Annotated in this window: 19 protein-coding genes; 5 read left to right on the top strand and 14 right to left on the bottom strand. The window is 72.6% G+C overall.

Annotation, left to right across the window (positions count from 1 at the left end):
- Nucleotides 1-315: 315 nt before the first annotated feature.
- Nucleotides 316-2,061 carry a flavin monoamine oxidase family protein gene (locus ACFXDJ_RS23315; RefSeq protein ID WP_384655475.1) on the top strand — a complete coding sequence of 582 codons (1,746 nt, stop codon included), beginning with the start codon at nucleotides 316-318 and terminating at the stop codon, nucleotides 2,059-2,061.
- Nucleotides 2,062-2,098: 37 nt separating this feature from the next.
- Here the strand turns inward: ACFXDJ_RS23315 and ACFXDJ_RS23310 are convergent, their stop codons facing one another.
- From ACFXDJ_RS23310 to ACFXDJ_RS23280, 7 genes are all read right to left on the bottom strand, one after another.
- The gene (locus tag ACFXDJ_RS23310) at nucleotides 2,099-2,704 is read right to left on the bottom strand and encodes a phosphatase PAP2 family protein (protein ID WP_384655472.1); all 606 of its coding nucleotides are present in this window, start codon (nucleotides 2,702-2,704) and stop codon (nucleotides 2,099-2,101) included.
- Nucleotides 2,704-3,372, bottom strand: a complete 669-nt coding sequence (locus ACFXDJ_RS23305; protein WP_384655470.1) for a DedA family protein — start codon at nucleotides 3,370-3,372, stop codon at nucleotides 2,704-2,706. The genes ACFXDJ_RS23310 and ACFXDJ_RS23305 overlap by 1 nt, the downstream gene beginning before the upstream one ends.
- Nucleotides 3,373-3,553: 181 nt before the next feature.
- Nucleotides 3,554-4,261, bottom strand: coding sequence for an ABC transporter ATP-binding protein (locus ACFXDJ_RS23300; protein ID WP_384655467.1), 708 nt, complete (start codon nucleotides 4,259-4,261; stop codon nucleotides 3,554-3,556).
- The gene (locus ACFXDJ_RS23295) at nucleotides 4,258-5,019 is read right to left on the bottom strand and encodes an ABC transporter ATP-binding protein (protein WP_384655465.1); all 762 of its coding nucleotides are present in this window, start codon (nucleotides 5,017-5,019) and stop codon (nucleotides 4,258-4,260) included. Before ACFXDJ_RS23295 ends, ACFXDJ_RS23300 begins: the two co-directional genes overlap by 4 nt.
- The gene (locus ACFXDJ_RS23290) at nucleotides 5,016-6,008 is read right to left on the bottom strand and encodes a branched-chain amino acid ABC transporter permease (protein WP_384655463.1); all 993 of its coding nucleotides are present in this window, start codon (nucleotides 6,006-6,008) and stop codon (nucleotides 5,016-5,018) included. The genes ACFXDJ_RS23295 and ACFXDJ_RS23290 overlap by 4 nt, the downstream gene beginning before the upstream one ends.
- On the bottom strand, nucleotides 6,005-6,883 hold the full coding sequence (locus tag ACFXDJ_RS23285; protein ID WP_384655460.1) for a branched-chain amino acid ABC transporter permease: 879 nt from the start codon (nucleotides 6,881-6,883) through the stop codon (nucleotides 6,005-6,007). The genes ACFXDJ_RS23290 and ACFXDJ_RS23285 overlap by 4 nt, the downstream gene beginning before the upstream one ends.
- Before the next feature lies 1 nt (nucleotide 6,884).
- Complete coding sequence (locus ACFXDJ_RS23280; RefSeq protein WP_384655457.1) at nucleotides 6,885-8,063, bottom strand: ABC transporter substrate-binding protein; 1,179 nt, start codon at nucleotides 8,061-8,063, stop codon at nucleotides 6,885-6,887.
- Between the two features lie 272 nt (nucleotides 8,064-8,335).
- Between ACFXDJ_RS23280 and ACFXDJ_RS23275 the strand changes: the two genes are divergently transcribed.
- Nucleotides 8,336-9,964, top strand: coding sequence for a carboxylesterase/lipase family protein (locus ACFXDJ_RS23275; RefSeq protein WP_384655455.1), 1,629 nt, complete (start codon nucleotides 8,336-8,338; stop codon nucleotides 9,962-9,964).
- Nucleotides 9,965-9,994: 30 nt separating this feature from the next.
- Here ACFXDJ_RS23275 and ACFXDJ_RS23270 read toward each other — a convergent pair whose 3' ends face one another.
- Complete coding sequence (locus ACFXDJ_RS23270) at nucleotides 9,995-11,077, bottom strand: tartrate dehydrogenase (RefSeq protein WP_384655453.1); 1,083 nt, start codon at nucleotides 11,075-11,077, stop codon at nucleotides 9,995-9,997.
- Nucleotides 11,078-11,147: 70 nt separating this feature from the next.
- The gene (locus tag ACFXDJ_RS23265) at nucleotides 11,148-12,029 is read right to left on the bottom strand and encodes a LysR family transcriptional regulator (protein WP_384655451.1); all 882 of its coding nucleotides are present in this window, start codon (nucleotides 12,027-12,029) and stop codon (nucleotides 11,148-11,150) included.
- 109 nt (nucleotides 12,030-12,138) lie between these two features.
- On the opposite strand from ACFXDJ_RS23265, the gene ACFXDJ_RS23260 reads away from it, so the two are divergent.
- Nucleotides 12,139-13,635, top strand: a complete 1,497-nt coding sequence (locus tag ACFXDJ_RS23260; protein ID WP_384655449.1) for a carboxylesterase/lipase family protein — start codon at nucleotides 12,139-12,141, stop codon at nucleotides 13,633-13,635.
- A gap of 16 nt (nucleotides 13,636-13,651) precedes the next feature.
- Here ACFXDJ_RS23260 and ACFXDJ_RS23255 read toward each other — a convergent pair whose 3' ends face one another.
- The 5 genes from ACFXDJ_RS23255 to ACFXDJ_RS23235 all read right to left on the bottom strand — a co-directional run bounded on the left by ACFXDJ_RS23255 (nucleotide 13,652) and on the right by ACFXDJ_RS23235 (nucleotide 19,633).
- On the bottom strand, nucleotides 13,652-15,397 hold the full coding sequence (locus ACFXDJ_RS23255) for a SpoIIE family protein phosphatase (protein ID WP_384655447.1): 1,746 nt from the start codon (nucleotides 15,395-15,397) through the stop codon (nucleotides 13,652-13,654).
- A gap of 475 nt (nucleotides 15,398-15,872) precedes the next feature.
- On the bottom strand, nucleotides 15,873-16,982 hold the full coding sequence (locus ACFXDJ_RS23250) for an aryl-sulfate sulfotransferase (protein WP_384655444.1): 1,110 nt from the start codon (nucleotides 16,980-16,982) through the stop codon (nucleotides 15,873-15,875).
- 53 nt (nucleotides 16,983-17,035) lie between these two features.
- Nucleotides 17,036-18,070: an ABC transporter substrate-binding protein gene (locus ACFXDJ_RS23245; protein WP_384850173.1), complete on the bottom strand. Its 1,035-nt coding sequence runs from the start codon at nucleotides 18,068-18,070 to the stop codon at nucleotides 17,036-17,038.
- Between the two features lie 70 nt (nucleotides 18,071-18,140).
- Nucleotides 18,141-18,857 (bottom strand): ABC transporter ATP-binding protein, encoded by a 717-nt coding sequence (locus ACFXDJ_RS23240; RefSeq protein ID WP_384655439.1) that lies wholly within the window; start codon nucleotides 18,855-18,857, stop codon nucleotides 18,141-18,143.
- Nucleotides 18,854-19,633: an ABC transporter permease gene (locus ACFXDJ_RS23235; protein WP_384655435.1), complete on the bottom strand. Its 780-nt coding sequence runs from the start codon at nucleotides 19,631-19,633 to the stop codon at nucleotides 18,854-18,856. Before ACFXDJ_RS23235 ends, ACFXDJ_RS23240 begins: the two co-directional genes overlap by 4 nt.
- Nucleotides 19,634-19,784: 151 nt before the next feature.
- Here ACFXDJ_RS23235 and ACFXDJ_RS23230 point away from each other — a divergent pair, with 151 nt between their 5' ends.
- Both ACFXDJ_RS23230 and ACFXDJ_RS23225 read left to right on the top strand, forming a co-directional pair.
- Nucleotides 19,785-20,354, top strand: a complete 570-nt coding sequence (locus ACFXDJ_RS23230) for a helix-turn-helix domain-containing protein (protein ID WP_384655433.1) — start codon at nucleotides 19,785-19,787, stop codon at nucleotides 20,352-20,354.
- A gap of 199 nt (nucleotides 20,355-20,553) precedes the next feature.
- Entirely contained in the window at nucleotides 20,554-21,792 is a 1,239-nt protein-coding gene (locus tag ACFXDJ_RS23225) for an acyl-CoA dehydrogenase (RefSeq protein WP_384655430.1), read from the top strand.
- The last annotated feature ends 148 nt before the right edge of the window (nucleotides 21,793-21,940 follow it).

The raw sequence follows: 21,940 nt of genomic DNA, 5'->3' as shown, positions 1-21,940 counted from the left end.
CCCGCGGTGGGTGGCGCGCCTCCCCGCTCCCGCCCCCGGGCCCGGGGCTCGGCGCGGGGGGGCTTACCAACACCCCCGGCGGGGGGGGGGGGCGCGCCCCCGCCCGGCATCGGCGCACACCGGTCGACGCAACACCCGTTGGCGCAACACCGTTGACAACTCCGTTGCGCCAACGGTTCACTCCCCCTCACCGGATACCGCCGGGAACCACCGCGGTCGTCACGGCCATCTCGCGAGCACCCAACTCCCCTGCCAGCAACAGCTGTTGGGTGCCCTCACGCCTGCCCGACCCGGTCCGCCGAGGAGAGGGATCACATGCATCGCATGCGTCACCCGCACCAGGAACCTGCCGCCCCGCCCCAGTCCGCCAACCGCGCCGGCATCCCCGACCGGCTGCGCCTCGCGTTCTCGCTGCACGCCGAGGCGCGCCGCCGCGGCATGCCCGTGGAGGAGGTCGCCGGGGAGGCCTCCGAGCACACCCGCCGCGCACGCGCCCTGCGCGCCGACCGGCAACCGGCCCCGCCCGAAGCTGGGTTGGGCGACGAGGCCGGCCGTACGTTCAGCCGCCGCCGGATCCTCGGCACCGCGGGAACCCTGGCCGCGGCCGCGGCGCTGCCGGGCGGGCCGCTCGCCGCGCGCCGGGCAGCGGCGGCCGTCGCGGGCACCGGCTCCGGCACCGCCCCGCGTATCGCGATCATCGGCGCGGGGCTCGCGGGACTGCGCTGCGCACACCGGCTGTGGACCCAAGGCGCCCCCGTCGCCGCCACCGTGTACGAGGCCGACACCACCCATGTCGGCGGCCGCTGCTGGTCGTTGCGCGGCTTCTTCGACAACGGCGCGGTCCACGAGCACGGCGGTTCGTTCATCAGCTCCTCCGACACCGCGATCCTCGGCCTGGCCCACAGGCTCGGCATCGGCCGGGAGTACGCGAACGGCGGCGCCCTGGACACCGGGGACTACACCGCCTGGATCGCGGGCGCCTCCTACACCGGGACCCAGCAGCAGGCCGACTGGGTGAGCGAGGCCTACGACGCCTTCAACGCCTCGTACCGGGCCGCCGGCACGGCCCGGTACGACGGCGCGAACCCCGAGGCGCGGCGGCTGGACCGGCTGTCCTGCCTGGAGTACCTCGACGAGATCGGGCTGGCCTCCGGTTCCCGGCTCGGCCAGCTCGTGCAGTCCCTCCAGCTCCAGTCCGGCGGCGAGCCCGCCGAGGCCTCCGCGCTCGGAATGATCGGCTTCCTCGGGGCCTCGTCCACCTTCGCCGGAGGCGGCTTCGACGAGAAGTACCACCTCGTCGGCGGCAACGACCAGCTGGTCAGCGGCATGGTGGCGCAGCTCCCGGAGGGCGCCGTGCGGCAGGGCTACGAGCTCATCGCGCTGCGCCAGAACGCCGATTGCACCTACACCTGCACCTTCGACCGCGCCGGCAGCACGGTCTCGGTGACCGCCGACCACGTGGTGCTGGCCCTGCCGTTCAGCACCCTACGGGGCGTCGACCTCTCGGGGGCGAACCTCTCGGCCCTCAAGCTGAGCGCCATCCGGCAGCAGGGCATGGGCCACAGCGCGAAGATCGTCACCCAGCTCTCGGCGAAGACCTGGCCGGCGCTCGGCTTCAACGGCATCACCAACACCGGCCCGCTCGGTTATCAGACGGCGTGGGACGGCTCGGTCGCGCAGGGGCCGGCCGGCGCACCGGCGCTGCTGGTGAACTTCCCCGGCGGGAACACCGCCCGCGACACGCTGACCGGAGCCGCCCACGGCCCGGCGCCGGACGCGGACGTGCGGTGGTTCCTCTCCCAGATCGAGCACCTCTACCCCGGCACGACGGCCGCGTACACCGGGAAGGCGTACGAGGACCACTGGTCGCTCGACCCCTGGCACCTCGGCGCCTACCACTACTACAAGGTCGGCCAGTACACCTCGTTCGCGGGCTACGAAGGGGTGCAGGAGGGCCGGATCCACTTCGCGGGAGAACACACGGACGTGGAGAACTCCACGCTCAACGCGGCGGTGGTCTCCGGCGAGCGCGTGGCCGGCGAGATCACCCGCCAGATCTGAGGCCTGGCGGTACCGCACCCGGGCAGTCGGGCAGGGGTCAGCCGGCGGCCAGTAGCGGGCGCAGCGGGCCGGTTTTCAGCCGGTCCGTGAGCGCACCCTGGTTCCGGCGCACGGCCCGGGCCGTGGCGGCGGCCACGAGCGCGCCGACGATGAAGCCGGCGAGGACGTCGTGCGGATAGTGCACACCGACCCAGACCCGGGAGACCGCCATCAGCACGGCGGCCACCAGGGCTACCGCGCCGAGCCTGCGCGATACGAAGAGCAGGGCCACGGCCGCCGCCGCGGCCAGGGCGGCGTGGTTGCTGGGGAAGGACCAGTCGCCGGGGGCGGGGCAGGCTTCCAGCGTGGGAACCCGCAGGGTCTGGCAGGGCCGGTCCTCGCGGACGACGGACTTCAGCAGCAGGTCGATCCCGAAGGCGAGGAGGGTGATCAGCGGGACCGCGAGAGCGGTGACCGCGGCCGGAGTGCCCGCACGCCGGGCCTGCCACCACGCCGCGAGCATCAGCAGCGCGAACAGGGCCAGACCGTAGGTGGACCAGGCGGAGATCAGGGCGTCCAGCCAGCCCGGAGTGCGGTGGGCCAGGTCGATGACGTCGGTGTAGGCGGAGCCGTCGATGCTCGAACCGTCGTACGCAAGGATCATCAAACGGTTCCGTTCTGGTGCTTGCCCGCCCGTCGGGAGCGGAGCAGTTCGATCGCCAGGGGCAGCAGGGACACGGCGACGATGAGGGCGACGATCGGCAGCAGGTACCGGTCGACGTTGGGGATCGAGGAGCCGAGCGCGTAACCGGCCAGGACCAGGCCGATCGTCCAGACCAGACCGCCAACGACCTGCCAGAGGGTGAAGACACGGGCCGGGATGTTCAGGGCGCCGGCGAGCGGGTTGAGGACCGTACGGACGACGGGCACGAAGCGTGCCAGCACGATCGCCTTGGCGTGCCCGTACTTCGACAGCAGCTCCTCCGCCCGCTGGGCCCCCTCGTGGAGGCGCTCGGACCGGCTGCGGGCGAGGAGGGCTCCGCCCGCGCGGCGCCCGATGAGGTATCCGCACTGTGCCCCGGCCAGCGCTCCGACCACCGAGGCGGCCAGGACGGCCGGGAGGGACAGCGCGGCGCTCCCTTCGGCCGTACCGGCGCACAGCAGGCCCGCGGTGAACAGGAGGGAGTCCCCCGGCAGGAAGAAGCCGACCAGCAGCCCCGTCTCGGCGAACATCACCGCGGCGATGCCGATCACGCCGAAGGCGGCGAGAAGGGAGTGGGCGTCGAGCAGGTTGACCGCGAGGTCAGTGGCGGCGTGGGCGGAAGCGGCCATGGCAGGGGGCCTCTCAAGCAATTCGGGCACGGGCCGGCCGGGTGGAGCGCCCGGCCGACTACAGTCCAGTAGACGGTCTACTGAACTGTAGACGATCGCGAGGTGAGGAGCGCGTCATGTCCGGGCGTCCGCACCCGGGCCGTACCGGGCCGTACTGGCCGTGCCGAATGCCTCCGCGCGGTCAGTCGACGCCCAGCAGGCGCCTCCGGTCCTCGGGACTGGACCGGAATTCCGCGCAGGCCGCCTGGTGGACGATGCGGCCCTTCTGCATGACCGCCACCTTCTGGGCGACGGAGAAGGCGAGCCCCAGGTTCTGTTCGACCAGGACCACCGACATGCCCTGCGCACTCACCTCACGGATGACCTCACCCACCTGGGTGACGATCGCGGGGGCGAGGCCGTCGGAGGGCTCGTCGAGGAGCAGGAGACGCGGGTTGCCCAGCAGGGACCGGGCGATCGCGAGCATCTGCTGTTCCCCGCCGGAGAGCTGGTCACCGCGGTGCCCGAGCCGCTCCCCCAGCCGCGGGAGCAGCCCGAGGACGCGGGTTCTGGTCCACGGCCCCCGGGCCGAACGCCCGGAGGCGATCGCCAGGTGCTCGGCCACGGTCAGCGGCGCGAAGACCCGGCGCCCCTGCGGTACGACGCCCACCCCGGCCCGGGCGATCACGTCGACGCGGGATCCGGCGAGCTCCCGGCCGCCGAGGGTGACGCTGCCTTCGTACGGCCGCACGAACCCCATGACGGTCGAGATGAGGGTGGTCTTCCCGACCCCGTTGCGGCCGAGGAGCGCGACGGTCCCGCCTTCGTCGAGGTCGAGATCGACACCACCCAGGACCACTCCCCCGGCGTAGCCGGAGCTCAGGCCGCGGATGCTGAGGAACGGCTTCACGAGGCGGCCCCCGTCGTGCCGAGGTAGGCGCTCTGGACCTCGCCGGAGGCCCGCACCTCGTCCGGGGTGCCGGTCTTCAGGTGTCTGCCGAGGTGCATGACCGTCACCGTGTCGGCGAGCTCGAAGACCATGTCGAGGTCGTGTTCGATCAGGAGCACGGTCACCTCGGCGGGCAGGGCCGCGATGAGCTCGGTGAGCCGCGCCGTCTCCGCCGGAGACATCCCGGCGGCCGGCTCGTCCAGCAACAGCAGCCGGGGTTCGGTGGCCAGTGCGACGGCGACCTCCAGCTGCCGCCGTTCGCCGTGCGAGAGGGCGGCCGCCGGGAGGTCGTGCCGGGCGGGCAGCCCCACCCGCTCCAGCAGCGTCCGCGCCCGCGCGATCGCCTCCGTCCGGGCACTCACCTTGCGCCAGCCTCCGAATCCGGCACCGGCCCGGCGCACCACGGCGAGCAGGACGTTCTCCAGCACGGTCTCCCGCATGAAGAGACTGGAGTGCTGGAAGGTCGCGGCGACGCCGAGTCCGACCCGGCGGTCCACGGGCAGCCGGGTCACGTCCCGCCCGTCGACGAGGATGGTTCCGGCGCTCGTCGCCAGCGTCCCCGAGATCAGTCCGAACAGCGTGGATTTTCCCGCGCCGTTCGGGCCGATGACCGCGTGCCGGGCGCCTCGGCGCACGGTGAGACCGACCTCGTCCAGAGCCCGGAAGGAGCCGAAGTGCCGGGAAACCCGGCGTAGTTCCAGTAGATCGCGTGTGGTCACGCCGTCCTCTTCCGGGTCAGCTGGGGCGGAAGCCGTACGCCGGCCAGCCCGCGGGGCAGCGCGTAGACGGCGATGACGAAGAACAGTCCGAGCAGCAACGGCCCGCGCCCCGCCACGATTTCGAGATGTCCGAGGTAGTCGCGGGTGAGCCAGACGAGCGCGGCTCCGGCGCAGGCCCCCCACAGGGAGCCGGAGCCGCCGATGACGACGGCGAGCAGGGCGAGGGCCGCGATCTGGAATCCCGCGTCGCCGGGCGAGACGAACCTCTGCACCGACACCCACAGGCCGCCGGCGACGCCGGCCAGCGCACCGGCTCCGCAGTAGACGGCCAGGGCGTAGCGTCGGGTGGGGTATCCGATCGCGCTCATGCGGCGCTCGTTGTCGCGGATTCCGCGCAGGGCGAGGGCGAACGGTGTCGAGCCGAGGCGGGACACGGCCGCGGCGAGCGCCAGGAACACGGCCAGGACGTAGAAGTAGACCAGTCCGTCGAGCTCCAGCGCGGGCATGCCCGGCAGCGGTACGACGGGCGGGATGCCGGACACGCCGTCGGTGCCGTTCGTCAGCGACTTCCAGTTGACGGCGGCGCTGTAGGCGATCTCGCCGATGGCCAGCGTCAGCATCAGGAACACCACGCCCCGGGCCCTCACCGCCAGCCATCCCGTGGGTACGGCCACCAGCCCGGAGACTCCGGCGGCGATGAGCAGCTGGTACACCCCGACGTCGGTGAGCCGCGTGGCCACGATGGCCGCCGTGTAGGCGCCGACACCGAAGTAGGCCGACTGGCCGAGGGTCGGCAGTCCGGTCAGGCCGGTGAGCAGGTTCACGCTGATCGCTAGCAGGGCGAACACCAGGACCCGCGACAGGGTGCCGACGGCGTACGGGCCGAGGAGGAAGGGGGCCGCCGCGAGCCCGAGGGCGACCGCGGCCATGGACAGCCGTCGGCCGCGCGGCCGTCTTCCGGCGGATCCGCCGGATCCGGACGGGCTCATGCGCGCGCCCCCGACGGGACCAGGCCGTGCGGGCGGACCACGAGTACGGCCAGCATGGTGCCGAAGAGCAGGAAGGGGGCGTACTCCGGGAGCAGCGCCACCCCGAGCGTCTGCACCTGGCCGATGAGGAGCGCGCCGGCGAGCGCGCCGCGCACGGATCCGAGACCGCCCACGACCACGACCACGAGCGAGAGGACCAGGACGGTCTCGTCGACGCCCGGGCCGGGGCCCAGGATCGGCGCCCCGAGGACGCCGCCGACCACGGCCAGGGCCGCGCCGAGCGCGAAGACCCCGTAGAGCACCTTGCGGATGTCCACGCCCAGTGCGCGGACCATGTCCCGGTCCGCGACGGTGGCCCGTACCAGCGCTCCGAGCGAGCTGCGCTCGAACACGAGGTGCACGAGGGCGGCGAGGCCGGTCGCGACGCCGATGAACACGAGCCGGTAGACGGGATAGGCGTGGCCGAGGAGGTCCACCGTCCCGCGCAGCGTCGTCGGCGGGTCGGTGGGCAGCACCTCGCCGCCGAAGGCCGCGGCGAGGAGATCGGCGACGATGAAGGTGATGCCGAGCGTCAGCACGGCCTGGTCGAGGTGGCCGCGCAGGGCCAGCGGCTGGGTGAGGAACGTCAGCGCCGCTCCGCCCAGGGTGCCCACCAGGGCGCCGGCCGCCAGCGCGAGGAGCAGCCCCCACAGGCTCCCGTCGGACAGGGCGTAGGCGACGTAGGCCCCGGCGAGGTAGAGGGTGCCGTGGGCCAGGTTGAGCACGTCCATCATGCCGAAGACCAGGGAGAGGCCGACCGCGATCGTGAACAGCAGCAGACCGAAGGCGACCCCGTCGATGACGCTGACGAAGTTGCCGTCCAACCATCCGTACATGTCAGCCGCCCAGCCGGACGAGCTCGGAACTGACGGTGTTGGCACCCTGCTTGACCTCGCGCAGGTACCAGGGCTGGACGGGCGTGCCGCCGCTGTTGAACCGCCAGGTGCCGCGCGGGCTGTCGATGTCCCCCACCGCGGCGATGGCGGCGTTCACCGTTTCCGAAGTCACCTTGTCACCCGCGGCCTTGACCGCCCGGTCGAGCACCTGCGCCGCGTCCCACGACGCCACCGCGTACGTGGTCGGGGCCGACCCGTAGGCGGCCGTGTAGGCCGGGGCGAACTGCTTGTTGGCCGCGTTGTCCAGGTCCGCGCCGTAGTTGAGCGCGGTGAGGATGCCTTCGGCCGCCTCTCCCTGGCCCTTGAGCACGCCGCCTTCGGTGAGGAAGCCGGGCGCGTAGAGCGGGATCTTGCCGGCCAGGCCGAAGTCCCGGTACTGCTTGACGAAGTCGACGGCCGCGCCGCCGGCGTAGAAGCAGAAGACGGCCTTGGCTCCGGACCGCTCGATCTGCGCGAGGTACGGCTGGAAGTTCTTGGTCGCCGGGAACGGCGTGTAGACCTCCTCCCCCGCGGTCTTGCCGCCCGCGGGGAGGAAGGTGGACTTGAAGCCCTCCACCTCATCCTTGCCCGCCTGGTAGCCCGCGGCGATCAGGAAGACCGGGCCGCCGACCTTCTCGGCCACGTACTTGCCGAGCGCCTTGCCGGGTTCGTCGTTGACGTACGAGGTGCGCCAGATGTACTTGGTCCCGGTCAGGGTCGTGGGCGAGGCGTTCGATCCGACGAGCGGGACCTTGGTGGTCTCGAACAGGTCCTTGACCCCGTTGATGGTGGCCGAGCTGACCACGCCGCTCACCGCGAGCACGTGGTCCTCTTTGACCAGCTTCTCCGCCGCCGCCTTGCCCGAGTCGGCCGTCTCCCCCTCGTCCGCGACCACGATCTCCACCGCGCGCCCGCCGAGTTTGCCGCCGTGTTCTTGGACGTAGAGCTCGAAGCCCTGCTTCATGTCGTCGCCCAACGCCTTGTAGGTCCCCGACCGCGGGACGAGGAGCCCGATCTTCACGGGCCCGTTCTGCTTGTCGCCGTCGCCTGCCCCCAGGCTGGCGCCACCACACGCCGTGGCCAGGAAGAGGGCCGCCGTCGTCGCGGCGATCAGACCAGTGGGACGGAATCGACCTGTCATGGAAACTCCGAACGTCGTCAACCGGCGCTGGAGGGCCGGATGTTGCTGATGGCCTGGGCGGGGCGAGCATGCTGGCCGCCCGGCAGCGCATCGGAAGTGACACGTGTCTATCGCGCTTCACTGACGCACGTCAAGACTTCGACATATCAGCGGCCGCACGGCGGACGCACCCCTTGACCCCGACCCAACACATGGCGCAATACTGACCCTCGTCAAAATCACGCTATGCCGATTCGGCGGCGGTCCCTTGATCAGTCAGGGAGTGAAGCACCATGACCGAAGATCCATCGCGGCGCAAAATCCTCAAGAAGAGCGGGGTGCTGGCCGGTTCCGCACTCCTCTCCGGCCTCCCGGGCGGGGGCACGGCGCAGGCCGCACCGCGAACAGCCGCCTCCTCCCCCGTGGTCGAGGCACCCGCAGGCCGGCTGCTCGGAACGACCGAAGGCGGCCTCGACGTCTTCAAGGGCGTGCCCTACGCGGCCCCGCCGGTCGGCGCCCTTCGCTGGCGACCGGCCCAGCCCCATCCCGGATGGCAGGGGACGCGCGATGCGACCTCCTTCGGGCCGAGCGCACCGCAGCCCTACCGGGAAGGGGGCGACCAGGTGCTCGGAACGCACGGCTCGCCCCCCTTCGACGAGGACTGCCTCACGCTCAACGTCTGGACCCCCGGAGCCGGGGGCGCCAAGCGGCCGGTGATGGTGTGGATCCACGGCGGCGGCTTCATCTCCGGATCCGGCTCGCTGCCGAACTACTCCGGCGAGACCTTCGCCCGCAACGGCGACCTCGTCGTCGTGACCATCAACTACCGCCTGGGGCCGCTGGGTTACCTCTACTTCGGGGAGGACGGCGCCGGCGGGAACTTCTGGCTCACCGACCAGCTCGCCGCGCTGAACTGGGTACGGGACAACATCGCCGCGTTCGGCGGCGACCCGGACAACATCACCGTCGCCGGGCAGTCCGGCGGCGCGCTCTCGGTCGCGGCGCTGGCCGGCGCCCGGACCAAGGGCCGCCCGCTGTTCCGGCGCGCGATCCTGCAGAGCCCGCCGCTCGGGCTGAAGATCCCCACGCGCGCCGAGTCACTGGAGCGCACCGCCATCTTCCTGGACATCGTCGGAGCCAAGAACGTGGCGGAACTCCGCGCCGTGCCCTGGCCCCAACTGGTCGCCGCCACCTTCGAGATGTTCGGGCGCACCGGGCAGTGGGGGTACTGGTCGACCCCGTTCCTGCCGGTGCTGGACGGGGTCACGCTGGACCGCAACCCGGCCGAGCTGCTGACCGGCGGCGCCGGGGCGGACATCGAGGTGCTCCTCGGCTGGACCAGGGAGGAGGCGAACTTCGCCTTCGCCCTCAGCGAGCCGTACGCCGCTGCGACCAGGGACCAGGTGCTCGCCAGAGCCCGGGACACTTTCGGAAGCCGGGCGGCCCAGGCCTACACCGCCTACGAGGAGGCCCGGCCGGGAGCCCGCCCGCTGGACGTACTCATGGACCTGATCACCGACGACCTGTTCCGCATGCCCTGCGTGGCGCTGGCCGAAGCGCGGGCGGCCCGCGGACGTCCGGTCTGGGCGTACCAGTTCAACCTCCCGACGCCCGCGCACAACGGTCAACTCGCCGCAGCGCACTGCCTGGAGCTGCCGTTCGCGTTCAACAACTTCGACAAGTGGTCGCAGGCACCCTTCCTCGCGGGGCTGGCCCCCAGGGTCCGTGACGGCCTCGCCGCGACCATGCACGCGTCCTGGATCTCCTTCATCCGCAGCGGCGACCCCAACCACCACCCCATGCCCCAGTGGGACCGCTACGGCCGGGACTCCCGCACGACGATGGCCCTCGACTCGGTCACCACCGCCACCGAGGACATCGCCGGGTACTGGCGCCGCCTGCACCATCCGGCGGTGCCGTAGTCACACCGCAGCCTCTGGCGGAGCGGACCGTCAGAGGTGCCGGAGGACGGTGGAAGTGAACTCGGCGGTGGAGGCGCGGCCGCCGAGGTCGGGCGTGCGCACCGGGGTGGTGGCCAGGACGCGGGCGATGGCGTCCGTGATGTCGGCCGCCGCCCCGGGGTGGCCGAGGTGGTCGAGCATCATGGCGGCGGACCAGATCGCGCCGATCGGATTGGCGATGCCCTGACCGGCGATGTCGGGGGCCGATCCGTGGACGGGCTCGAACATGGACGGGTACTCGCCCGACGGGTTGAGGTTGGCGGACGGAGCGATGCCGATGCCGCCGGCCACCGCCGCCGCCAGGTCGCTGAGGATGTCCCCGAAGAGGTTGGACGCGACGACGACGTCGAAGCGTGCGGGGTCGAGGACGAACTTGGCGGCCAGCGCGTCGATGTGCTCCTGGTTCCACTCGACCTCGGGGTGCCCGGCGGAACGCTCGGCCACCAGCTCGTCCCAGAACGGCATGGTGTGCACGATGCCGTTGGACTTCGTCGCCGAGGTGAGCCGGCCGCCGCGCCGTTCGGCGAGGCCGAAGGCGAAGTCGACCACCCGGGTCACTCCCGCCCGCGTGAACACCGCTTGCTGCACGGCCAGTTCATCGGGGCACCCACGGTTCATCCGGCCACCGATCTCGCTGTACTCGCCTTCGGTGTTCTCCCGGACGACCACGAAGTCCACGGCGCCGGGCGTGGCCGCGCGCACGGGGCTGGGAAGTCCCTCGAACACGCGGATCGGGCGGAGGTTGACGTACTGCTGGAAGGCCCGGCGGATCGGGATGAGCAGCCCCCACAGGGAGACGTGGTCCGGCACGCCCGGGTAGCCGACGGCACCGAGCAGGATCGCGTCGTGCCGGCGGAGCTGCTCCAGCCCGCCCTCGGGCATCATCGATCCGTGGCGGAGGTAGCGCTCGCAGGACCAGTCGAACCGCTCGTAGGCGAAGGTGATGCCGTGGCGCCGCCCGACGGTGTCGAGGACCTCGCGTGCCGCCGGGAGGACTTCGGCTCCGATGCCGTCACCGGGGATGAGGGCGATGCTGTGGTCCGTCGTGTTCTTCATGGTCGTCAGGTTCGTCATGGCTCGCATTCCAGCAACCGGGCGCCGTCCGGGTCCAACACGCATCCCCGATGGGTCTCATAGGCCTGCCCTATGAGAAGGCGGGACGGGCGATCTCCAGGAAGGCGCGGGCGGCCGGCGTCGGCTGCGCCTTGCGGCTCACCAGGACGTTGTGCTGGAGGGAGGCCGGTTCGAGGGCGAGGACGAGGGCACCGGCCCGTTCGGACAGGTCGGCCCAGGACTCGGTCACCACCGCCAGCCCGACGCCTCCGAGCACCAGGGGCAGGAAGGCCATGCGGTGTTCGGTCTCCACCGCGATGCGGACGTCGACGCCCCGCGCCTTCAGGTCGTCCACGTAGGCGCGGATGCCGGTCCCCCGCTGCCCGACGATCAGCCGATGCCCTGCGAGCTGCTCCGCCCGCACGGCCCGCCCGGGCGGGAAGGGGCCGTCCACCGGGGCGACCAGGACGAGCCTGTCGTCTCCGACGTGGTGCGGGACCACGTCCCGGCTCGGCAGCGGCGCCGAGGTGGTCAGCAGGCCGAGTTCGCAGGCTCCCGTGCGCACCATCTCGACCACGTCCTCGCGGGTGAGGGCTACGCGCAGGCTGAGCGACACCTCCGGAAAGCGCTCGGTGAAGCGCCGGAGCATGGTGCTGAGCGGTTCGATCGTGGGTGAGGCCATCGCGGCGATCTCCAGGCGACCGCCGCGCAGTTCACGTACGGCGCCGACGCTGGCCCTGGCCAGCTCCAGCGCGTGCAGGGCCTCCCGCGCCCGCGGCACCAGCGCGGTGCCGGCCTCGGTCAGGACCACCCTCCTGCCCAGCCGGTGGAACAGGCCGCTGCCCACGTCGCGCTCCAGGGCCTGGACGGCCTGCGACAAGGAGGGCTGCGATACGTAGAGCGCCGCGGCCGCGCGGTTGAAGCCGCCGTGGTCCACGACGGCGAGGAAGTACGTCAGCTGCCGGAAGTCCACGGGAGCCTCCACTCCAACCGGGGATCGAATAATATTGACGATCGCCATAAATACGCAATAGCTTGTGGTTGCCCAAGGCTCTCGATCCCGGTCTGGAAGGACGCACTGGATGGGTTTCGCCCAGAACCGCACCGCGCCCGTCGTGAACACCCGCTCGGGCCCGCTCCGCGGCGTCGTCGAAGACGGCCTGGCCGTGTTCAAGGGGGTGCCGTACGCGGCCCCGCCCGTCGGGCCCCTCCGGTGGCGCCCCGCGCAGCCGCATCCGGGATGGAGCGGCACCCTCGACGCGACGGCGTACGGGTCCGGCTCCCCGCAGGCCGTCCGCGAGGGCGACCCGATGCTCGGCGGCCACGGCTTCCCGCCCTTCGACGAGGACTGTCTGACGCTCAACGTGTGGACGCCCGCCGCCGACGGCGCACGCCGTCCCGTGCTGGTCTGGATCCACGGCGGCGCCTTCATCTCCGGGTCCGGAGCGATGCCGAACTACTCCGGCGAGACCTTCGCCCGCGACGGCGACCTGGTGGTGGTGAACCTCAACTACCGGCTCGGACCGCTCGGCCTGCTGACCTTCGCATCGGACGAAGGCGCCGGGTGCGGCAACCTCTGGCTCACGGACCAACTCGCCGCGCTGCGCTGGGTCCAGGACAACATCGCCGCCTTCGGCGGGGATCCCGGCAACGTCACCGTCGCCGGCCAGTCCGCCGGCGCCCTCTCCACGGCGGCACTCGCGGGCCACGCGGGCGACGCGGGCCACGGCCGACTCTTCCGGCGGGCCATCCTCCAGAGCGTCCCGCTCGCCATGCCCCTCGCCACGCCTACCGAGTCCCTGGCCCGCACCGCCGCCTTCATGGGGATCGCCGGCGCGAAGGACGAGGAAGAACTGCGCGCGCTGCCGTGGCCGCGACTGGTCGAGGCCACCGCCGGGCTCCTCACGGCCACCATGGAATGGGGACACTGGACCGCGCCGTTCATGCCCGTACTCGACGGCGGGACGGCGGCGCGGCAGCCCGCCCTGAACCTCCTCGACGGTCCGGGCGCGGACATCGACGTCCTCATCGGCTGGACCAGGGAGGAGTCCGCCTTCACCTTCGCACTGGGCGAGGCGTACGCGTCCACCACCAGGGAACAGGTGCTCCGCCGGGCACGGGACAGCTTCGGTGACGGCGCCGCCGAAGCGTACGCGGCCTACGAGGCCGCCCGCCCGGACGCACGGCCGATCGACGTCCTCGTCGACCTGAGCACCGACGAGCTGTTCAGGAAGCCCACCCTGGCGTTCGCGGAAGCGCGGGCGGTACGGGGTCGCCCGGTCTGGACGTACGAGTTCGGCTTCCCCACCCCCGCGCACGGCGGCCGCCTGGGTGCCCCGCACTGCCTGGACCTGCCGTTCGTCTTCGACAACTTCGACCAGTGGGCGCACGCGCCGTTCCTGGCGGGGATGGACGCCGGGATCCGGGACGGCCTCGCCGGGACGATGCACCGGGCGTGGATCTCCTTCATACGCACCGGCGACCCCAACCACCCGGACATGCCGCGCTGGGACCCGTACGACCAGCGGTCCCGCACCACCATGTGCTTCGACACCGTCACCACGGCCCTCAAGGCCTAGAGGAGGGGGCCGGGACCTAGAGGAAGGAGCCCCCGATGGGCTGCTCCGTCCAGATGGTCTTCCCGGTACTGGTGAACCGGCAGCCCCAGCGGTCGGTGAGCTGGGCGACGAGGAACAGGCCGCGCCCGCCCTCGTCCGTCTCACGGGCCCGGCGCAGGCGCGGCTGGGTGCTGCTGTGGTCGGACACCTCGCAGACGAGCACCCGGTCGCGGAGCAGCCGTAGCCCGACCGGTCCCCCCGCGTAACGGATCGCGTTCGTGACGAGCTCGCTGGCGACGAGCTCCGTCACGAAGCTCAGTTCGTCCAACTCCCAGTCGGACAGCCTGCCCACCACCAGCTCACGGGCGTGCCCGACGAGGGACAGGTCGGGTTCGAGTTCCCACTCGGCGACCTGGTCGGACGAGAGCGCGCGGGTCCGGGCGAGGAGCAGGGCGACGTCGTCGGAGGGTCCTTGAGGCAGCACGCCGTCGAAGATGCCCTGGCTGATCTCGCCCAGGGGGCGGCTCCAGTTCGCGCCGACGAGCGCGCTCCTCAGCCTTTCCATTCCTTCCTCGATGTCGCCGCCGCGGCTCTCGACGAGCCCGTCCGTGAAGAAGGCGAGCATGCTGCCGGGCTCTACGGCGAACTCCGTTACCTCGAAGGGCATTCCGCCGACTCCCAGGGGCGGTCCGGGCGTCATGTCCACGAAGACCGGCTCCGCACCGGGCGACAGCACGGCCGGCGGCGGATGGCCCGCCGTGGCGGCGGCGCATTTCCTCGTCACCGGGTCGTAGACGGCGTACAGGCACGTCGATCCGAGCACCGCCGTCTCGGAACGGGAACCGCCGGCCATCTCCTCGCCGGCGAGATCGAGCACCAGGTCGTCCAGGTGCGTGAGGAGCTCACCCGGATCCAGATCGAGGTCGGCGAGGGTCTGCACGGCGGTCCGCAGCCGCGCCATGGCCGCGGTGGCGTCGAGGCCGTGGCCGACCACGTCCCCGACGACGAACGCGACGCGCAACGACGACAGGGGGATCACGTCGAACCAGTCCCCGCCGACCCCCAGGCCGCCGCCCGCCGGCTGGTAGACGCCCACCGTCTCCGCGGCGGCGCAGTCCAGGGCCGAGCGCGGCAGCAGGCTCCGCTGCAGGGCCACCGCCGACCGGTGCTCCTTGGTGTAGCGGCGCGCGTTGTCCACGCCGAGTGCGGCCCGGGAGACGACGTCCTGGAGCAGGGCGGCGTCCTCCTCGCCGAACGCGGAAGGCGACCGGCTGCGCCAGACCGTGACGCAGCCGAGGATCAGACCCCGTGCGTAGAGCGGCACCGCGATGGAGGAGTGGGCCCCGCCGGGGACGAGCAACGGTACGCTCCGCGGATCCACGCCGAGCTTCGCGTGCAGGGCGGCGACGTCCGGCACCAGCACCGGCAGCCCCTGCATGAGGGGACGCATCAGCGTGCTGTCCGTGACGGGAGGAAGCGCCTCTCCCACCGCCAGGAGGTCCTCGGCGGATATCTCCGGGCTCTGCGCGGCAGCGGTCCGGCGCAGGCGGACGTCGCCGCTGGTGTCGAGGTGCGGGGGTTCGTCGCCCGCGAGCACCTGCTCGGCGATGTCCACGGTCGCCAGGTCGGCGAAATCGGGGACGAGCAGGTTCACGAGGGTCTCGGCCATCTCGGTCACGTCCAGGGAGGCGCCGATGCCCTCGGCAGCGGCGTGGGACAGCCCCGTCCGGCGCCGCTGCACATCCCTCTCGGCCGCCTCCCCGGCGGATTCCGCCGGGGTCACCAGGACGAGCCATCTCGCGTCGGCGCCGCGATCGCCTCTAGCGCGAGCCGTCAGCGGGACGACCGTGCAGACCAGAGGGGTCTTCGGACCCTCATGATCGCCACTCGGAACGGTCACCAGGCGCCCGGAGGGCCCCACATCCGGTCCGGCATCCGGTCCTGCATCCGGTCCGGCATCCGGTCCTGCATCCGGTCCGGCATCCGGCCCTGCATCCGGTCCGGCTCGCGGCAGCAGCCCCAGAAGGGGCTCGCAGGTCTCTCCCGGGGGGCATTCCAGCAGCGTCGCGGCCCACTCCGATCGGGCCACGACCACGCCCGCGTCGTCCAGTACGACCGCTGCCGTCTCGCTGACGGGCACCGAGGCCGTCCTCGGGCCGCGACGCTCCGGTTCACGCATGTCGCCTCCACGCACCGTGACCTTCAGTATCTTCCCCGGGGCGGCACCCGGCGACCCCGCGGCTGGACCGGGCCGTCGTTCACAGCCAGGGGAACCGGTCCGCGGAGTACCGGTAGGCGCGGAAGACGGAGTTCTGGGCGCCGGCCGAGGACTCCAGGCCCACGCCTTCGCCGAAGGACCGGAACTGCGGGACCACGAACTCCCACACCACCTCCCGGGCGGGGGTCACCTCGAAGAGCCGCCCGAAGGAGCCCTCCGCGATGAAGGTGTTCCCGTTCGGCAGGCGCTGCGCGCTGGACATGTACGGGCTGTAGAAGTTCTGCGGCGGATTGTCCTCGTACGACCACACCTCCTCGCCCGTGCGCGGGTCGAGCTCCAGCACCCGCGAGTACGGCACGGACGTGGTGTCGCGGTAGGTGCCGTTGTCGAAGACCAGGATGTTCCCGTCCGCCAGCTCGTGCGGATGGTGCTGCTGCGCCAGGACGTCGGGGCCGATGCGCCACCGTACGGACCCGTCGGCGCGGTCCACGGCCACGGTGGAGGACGCGCTGCGGAAGCCCACGACGATCGAGCCGTCGGCGCTCTCGTTGACCGTGTTGGCCATGGGCCAGTGCTCACGGGCGAAGTGCGGGTCGAGCGGGAACTCCTCGGGGTCGAGGTGATCGATGGCGGCCCAGCGCCACACCTCCTCCCCGTCCCAGGTCAGCTCGTACACCACGTCCCCGTAGATCACCCCGCCCGGGGCTTCGGAGCCGGGGATGCCGCCCCGGATGCGGGCCGCGTCGGCCGGGGCCAGGGGTTCCACGACGGTGACGATGAGGTTGCCGTTGCGCAGGATCGAGGCGTCGTGGTGGTGGAAGGGGTGCCGGACCTCGCGCAGGACCGTGGAGTCGGGGGCCAGTTCCTGGAAGATGCCGCCGTGGTAAACGTCCCAGATGGGGAAGAGGGTGGGGCTGGTGGTGTCCTTGGCCGCGTAGAAGAGGTTCCCGTTGGGGAGGAGTTGGGCCTGTCGGCCGGGCGGGTGCGGGGAGTTCCAGGTGTGGGCCGGCCGGCCTTCTATGTCTACGAGGTGGATCCGGCCGGCGCTGGTGATCGGCGTGTAGAGGGTGTAGCCGCCGTAACTGCGGGCGGGGTCATGGGCGATGAGGCCCACGCCTCGGCGGCGCAGGGTGTTCTGGTCGACGGTCATGCGGATCTCCGGTGTGGGTGTTGGTCTTGCTGTGGGTGTTGATGTGGGTGTGGTCAGTGGACGGTGACGGCGGCCGGGTCTACGGCCGTCAGGGGCGCGGGGTTCAGGTGCCCCAGCAGCGCGGCGCGGTCGGCGGAGCCCGGCAGGCCCTGGGCGGCCTTCGCCCAGGCGGCCTCCTGCTCCAGCTGGGTCAGCAGCTCGGGCGAAAGGGTCGCGCCGTAGCCGTAGCGGGGCTGGAAGGCGTCCACGTAGCCGGCCTGGAGCGCGCCCTTGGACTGGGCGAGTACGGCCTTGCGCGCGGCGGCCGGGGCGGCGGCGATCTCGCGCTGGGCCTTCAGCAGCGCCCGGAGCACGGCCGTGACGGTCTCCTCGGTCGCCGCCGGACCCGCGACGAGCAGGGTCCGTGCCGTGTAGCCGGTGAAGGGGAGTTCGGCGTAGCGGTCGCCGAGGGCGGTGCGGGCGGCATCGTAGAAGCTGGGGAAGGTGACCCCGGCGTCGACGTCCCCTCGGGCCAGCGCCGAAGTGACCTGGTTCGGGGCGAGGTTGACCACGGTCACGTCCGCGGCCGTCAGCTGCGCGGAGGCGAGCATCCGCGACAGTGCGTACTCGACGTTCGTGCCCTGCGGGACGCCGACCTTGCGGCCCTTCAGCGCGGCGAAGCCGGTGATCTGCCGGTCGGTCCGGGTCAGCAGCCGCCAGTCGTCGAACCGGGACAGGTCGGCGACGATCCGCAGCTCACGGCCGCCCAGCGCGGCCGTCACCGCGGGCAGGTCACCCACGACGCCGAGCTGCGCCTGGCCGCCGAGCACGGCGTTCAGCGCGTCCCGGCCCGTGGGCTGGGTGGTCACGGTGGCATCGATGCCCTCGGCGGACCAGAGGCCGCGCTCCTCGGCCACGTGGACGGGCGCCCCGCCGAGGTAGTCGCTCGCGGCGAGGGAAACGGCGGGGCGGCCGCCGGCCGCGGAGCCGGAACCGCCGCCGGAGCCGGCGGCGCAGGCCGAGGTGAGCGCGCCGAGCAGGACGGCCGTCAGCAGCGTGGCGAGCGCGCGGGGTCTGAGGGTTCTGGGGGTTCTGAGGGTTCTGGGCACGCGAAGTCCTTCCGGGGACGGGAGCAGGCAGCAAGCAGCAGGGAGTAGCAACAGGGCCGATCCGGGAGCCTCAGTCGGAGCCGAGGTGACGTGCGATCTGCGAGCGCAGCCCGGGGTCGGGCGGGCCGGCGGGCACGGCGTGGTCGGCCAGCACCCGTCCGGGAGTCCCGCCGAGGACGACGATCCGCTCGGCGAGGGCCAGCGCCTCGTCGATGTCGTGCGTGACGAACAGGACGGTGGTTCCGCGGCGCTGCCACAGCTCCCGCAGCAGGGTCTGCATCCGGGTCCGGGTCAGTGCGTCCAACGCCCCGAACGGCTCGTCCATCAGCAGCACTTCGGGCTCGGCGGCCAGTGCGCGGGCCAGTGCCACCCGCTGCTGCATGCCGCCGGACAGCTGCGCCGGGTACTTCTCGGCGCCGTCCGCCAGCCCCACCTCGGCCAGCGCCCTGAGCGCTCGCCGGCGGCGCTCCGGACGCGGCAGGCCGAGCCGCTTGAGGGCGAATTCCACGTTGCCGCGGGCGGTGCGCCAGGGGAAGAGCGCGTAGTGCTGGAAGACCACTCCCCGTTCCGGGCCCGGCCCGCGCACGGGCGCGGAACCCGCCGTCACCCGCCCTTCGGTGGGCCGTACGAACCCGGCGACCAGGTTGAGAACCGTGGACTTGCCGCACCCGCTGGGCCCCAGCAGCGCGGTGAACGAGCCCGCCGGGAGATCCAGTTCGGTGCGTTCCAGCACCGGGGCGGCCCCGTAGCCGACCGAGATCCCCTCCAGTCGTACGCCCAGGCTCACGAGGCGCTCCAGTGCACGAACCGGCGGCCGGCCGCGGCCAGTACGAGGTCGACGGCCACGCCGAGCATCCCGAGTACGAGCAGTCCCGCGAACATCCGGTCCACCCGCAGGAACTGCCCGTCCACCTGGAGCCTGTACGCCAACCCGCTGTCCGCGCCGCCCAGTTCGGCCGCCACCAGGGCGAGCAGGGCGACCGAGGCCCCGTACCGCAACGCGGCGAGCAGCGCGGGCGCTGCGGCGGGCAGCAGCACCTCGGTGAACCGGCGGTGCAGCGGCGCCCCCAGCGACCGGGCCGCCCGCAGGTGGGACACCGGTACCCGGGAGACCCCGTCGTGGACGTACAGCCAGACGGCGAGCAGTACGGCGTAGGCGATGAGCAGGCGCTTGGCGGTCTCCCCGATGCCGAACCAGGCGGTCGCGAGCGGCACCAGCGCGATGGCCGGGATCGGGCGCAGGAAGGAGACCACCGGGGTGACGGCGGCGGAGAGCCTCGGCAGGTAGCCGGTGGCGAAGCCCAGTGCGCTGCCGACGAGGGCGCCGAGTGCGAATCCCTGTCCGGCGCGGGCCAGGCTGGCACCGAGATCAGCGGTCAGGATGCCGCTGCGGGCGCTGTCCGCGAGCGCGGCCGCGGTCTGGCCGGGCGTGGGCAGCAGCCCCGGCGCCACCGCGCCGGACCGGGCGAGCAGGTACCACAGCGCGAGCACGGCACCTGCGGCGCCCAGGACCGGGCCGAGCCGACCGATGGCCCGGCCGGGCGGTGAGGGGGTGGCGTGCACGGGGCGGCTCCTCGTTCGGTTCCTCGGTCGGCTTCTCGGCCGTTGATAAGTGAGGTCAATAATTGACCACGCTTATGAAGAGAGTGTTGCGGCAGTGCGAAACCTCCCGGAGCTCCCGGTCCTTGATCGGTGATGAGGTACGTTCACCTGCGTGTCTCGACCCGAACCCACGCCCGAGGCGATCGAGGTCGGACGGGTGATCCGGAGCTGCCGCAAACAGCGCGGCGTCTCCATGGCCGTCCTCGCCACCCGCTCGGGCCTCTCCCAGCCGTTCCTCAGCCAGCTCGAACGCGGCCTCGCCACCCCGAGCCTCAGCTCGATCTACCGGATCGCCGAAGCGCTGGACGTCACCCCGGGGACCTTCCTGCGGCCGCCCGCGCGACCGGGTGCGGTCAGCCACGAGAGCGACCCGCAGGTGATCCGCGTGAACGAGGCCACGGGGCAGACCGCCCAGGTGCTCATCCCGGGCGGGCGCAGCGCGCTGATGGAGGCCTACGAGCACCACTTCGAGCCCGGCCAGGGCGAGCGCGGCTGGTTCGAGCACCCCGGCGAGGACTTCCTCTACGTCCTGGAGGGCGAGATCGTCCTGGAGGTGGAGGGTGAGGAGCCGCTGACCCTGAGCGCCGGACAGAGCGCCCACCACCGGGGCGAAGTCCCGCACCGCTGCCGCCTGTCGGGCCCGGCCGCGGCCCGCACGCTGCTGGTCATCGCGAGCCCCTGAACCCCCGAGCCGGACCGAACACCCCCGATTCGCGCACCGCCTGACGGCGGATCCGCCCGCGACCGGCCCATCGGACCGCGGCCGACCTGCGCCGTCTTTCATCATGAGACCGGACCGTCCACGATTCGGTCGCGCTCTTGCCGGGCGGGCCGCTTCGGGCAAGTATTCCTATTAATCCGATGGGAAAGGTGGGGATCCGGTGCAGGCGAGACTGGCCGAGGCCACCCAACAACGTTCCGGAGCAGCCGACATGACCACCGACCGCCGGTCCTCCGACGAGCGCCGCCGCGCGCTCCTGCGTACCGCCCGCGACGTGGCGGACGACCTCGCCGCGGACGCCATCGCCCGGGACCAGGCCGGCAAGCCGCCGACCGACGAAACGGCCCGGCTGCGCGAAGCCGGCCTGCCGGCGGCCCTCACCCCGCCCGGGCCCGGCCGCGGGGCGCACTGGCGCACCGGATGCGCCGTCATCCGGGAGATCTCCGCGGCGGACAGTTCCGTCGGCGACCTGCTCGCCCGCCACTACGTACACGCCTGGAGCGGACGCTTCTACGCGAGCCACGAGCACGCGACCGCCCTCGAAGAGGAGTCGGTGCGCGAGAAGTGGCTGTGGACCGGGGCCGTCCACGCCCCCGCACCCCACGAGGACACCGGAGGACCGGACCTCACGCTGAGGCCCCGCACCACCGGCTACGTACTGAACGGGCGCCGGTCGGTGGACACGGCGGTGGCCGCCGCCGACCAGGTCGTGGTGGACGCCCTCTGCGCCGCGACCGGCGACGTCCTGGTCGTACGGATCCCGTCCGGCGCGCGGGGCGTGAGCGTCGAACCGGCCCACGACCGCCTCGGGCAGCGCCTGGCCGGCGCGGGCGAGGTCGTCCTGGACCGGGTAACCATCGCGCCGGGGCAGGTGCTGGGCCGCCGGCCTTACGACGAGGAGTCGACCGCCCCCTTCACCGCGCTCGCGGAGCCCGCGCTGCGGCTCGCCCTGTGCCACGTGGGCCTCGGGATCGCCGAAGGCGCCCTGACCGAGGCGCGCGACCTCAGCAGGGGCGGCCGCGCGCACCGGCTGCCCGGCGAGGACCCGGACCTCTTCCTGACGTACGGGGAACTCGCCTCCGCCGCCCAGACGGCCACCGCCGTGGTCGGCCGGGCGACGGACGTGATGGGACAGGCCCTCGACACGGGGACGCACCTCGACGCGGAAGGGGCCGCGGGCGTCGCGGCCCTGGTCGCCACGGCCGAGACCGTCACGTCGAAGGCCGCCCTGCACATCAGCACCCGGGTGCTGGAGCTCGCCGACGCCCCCGGCCTGGACCGGTTCTGGCGCAACGCCCGGGTCCTGACGGCCCACCGCCCGACCGCGCACCGCCTGCGCTCCATCGGCGAGCACTACCTCAACGGCTCCCACCGCGCGGTGGCGGCGGCCTTCCACTGACCCGGCACACAGCCCGGGCCGGGCCGCGGGGGCCGCCCGCCGGGCCCCGCGGCGCGGGGGGGCGGGGCCCGCGGCGGCGGTAGTTAGGGAGGTCGGGGGACGGGCGGGGGGCGGGGCAGGGGGCTGGGCGCGGCGCCGCGGGGGGGCG

It is taken from the genome of Streptomyces sp. NPDC059443 (assembly GCF_042750105.1).
Classification (GTDB): domain Bacteria; phylum Actinomycetota; class Actinomycetes; order Streptomycetales; family Streptomycetaceae; genus Streptomyces.
Note: the sequence above shows the minus strand (reverse complement) of the source record. Positions and strands in the feature narration are given on the sequence as shown.

Excerpts from the sequence above, each read along its gene's own strand:
- ACFXDJ_RS23260 (WP_384655449.1), top strand. The coding sequence starts at position 12,139 with ATGGGTTTCGCCCAGAACCGCACCGCGCCCGTCGTGAACACCCGCTCG.
- ACFXDJ_RS23275 (WP_384655455.1), top strand. The coding sequence starts at position 8,336 with ATGACCGAAGATCCATCGCGGCGCAAAATCCTCAAGAAGAGCGGGGTG.
- ACFXDJ_RS23280 (WP_384655457.1), bottom strand. The coding sequence starts at position 8,063 with ATGACAGGTCGATTCCGTCCCACTGGTCTGATCGCCGCGACGACGGCG.
- ACFXDJ_RS23305 (WP_384655470.1), bottom strand. The coding sequence starts at position 3,372 with ATGGCCGCTTCCGCCCACGCCGCCACTGACCTCGCGGTCAACCTGCTC.
- ACFXDJ_RS23315 (WP_384655475.1), top strand. The coding sequence starts at position 316 with ATGCATCGCATGCGTCACCCGCACCAGGAACCTGCCGCCCCGCCCCAG.
- ACFXDJ_RS23270 (WP_384655453.1), bottom strand. The coding sequence starts at position 11,077 with ATGACGAACCTGACGACCATGAAGAACACGACGGACCACAGCATCGCC.
- ACFXDJ_RS23250 (WP_384655444.1), bottom strand. The coding sequence starts at position 16,982 with ATGACCGTCGACCAGAACACCCTGCGCCGCCGAGGCGTGGGCCTCATC.
- ACFXDJ_RS23310 (WP_384655472.1), bottom strand. The coding sequence starts at position 2,704 with ATGATCCTTGCGTACGACGGTTCGAGCATCGACGGCTCCGCCTACACC.
- ACFXDJ_RS23290 (WP_384655463.1), bottom strand. The coding sequence starts at position 6,008 with ATGAGCCCGTCCGGATCCGGCGGATCCGCCGGAAGACGGCCGCGCGGC.
- ACFXDJ_RS23285 (WP_384655460.1), bottom strand. The coding sequence starts at position 6,883 with ATGTACGGATGGTTGGACGGCAACTTCGTCAGCGTCATCGACGGGGTC.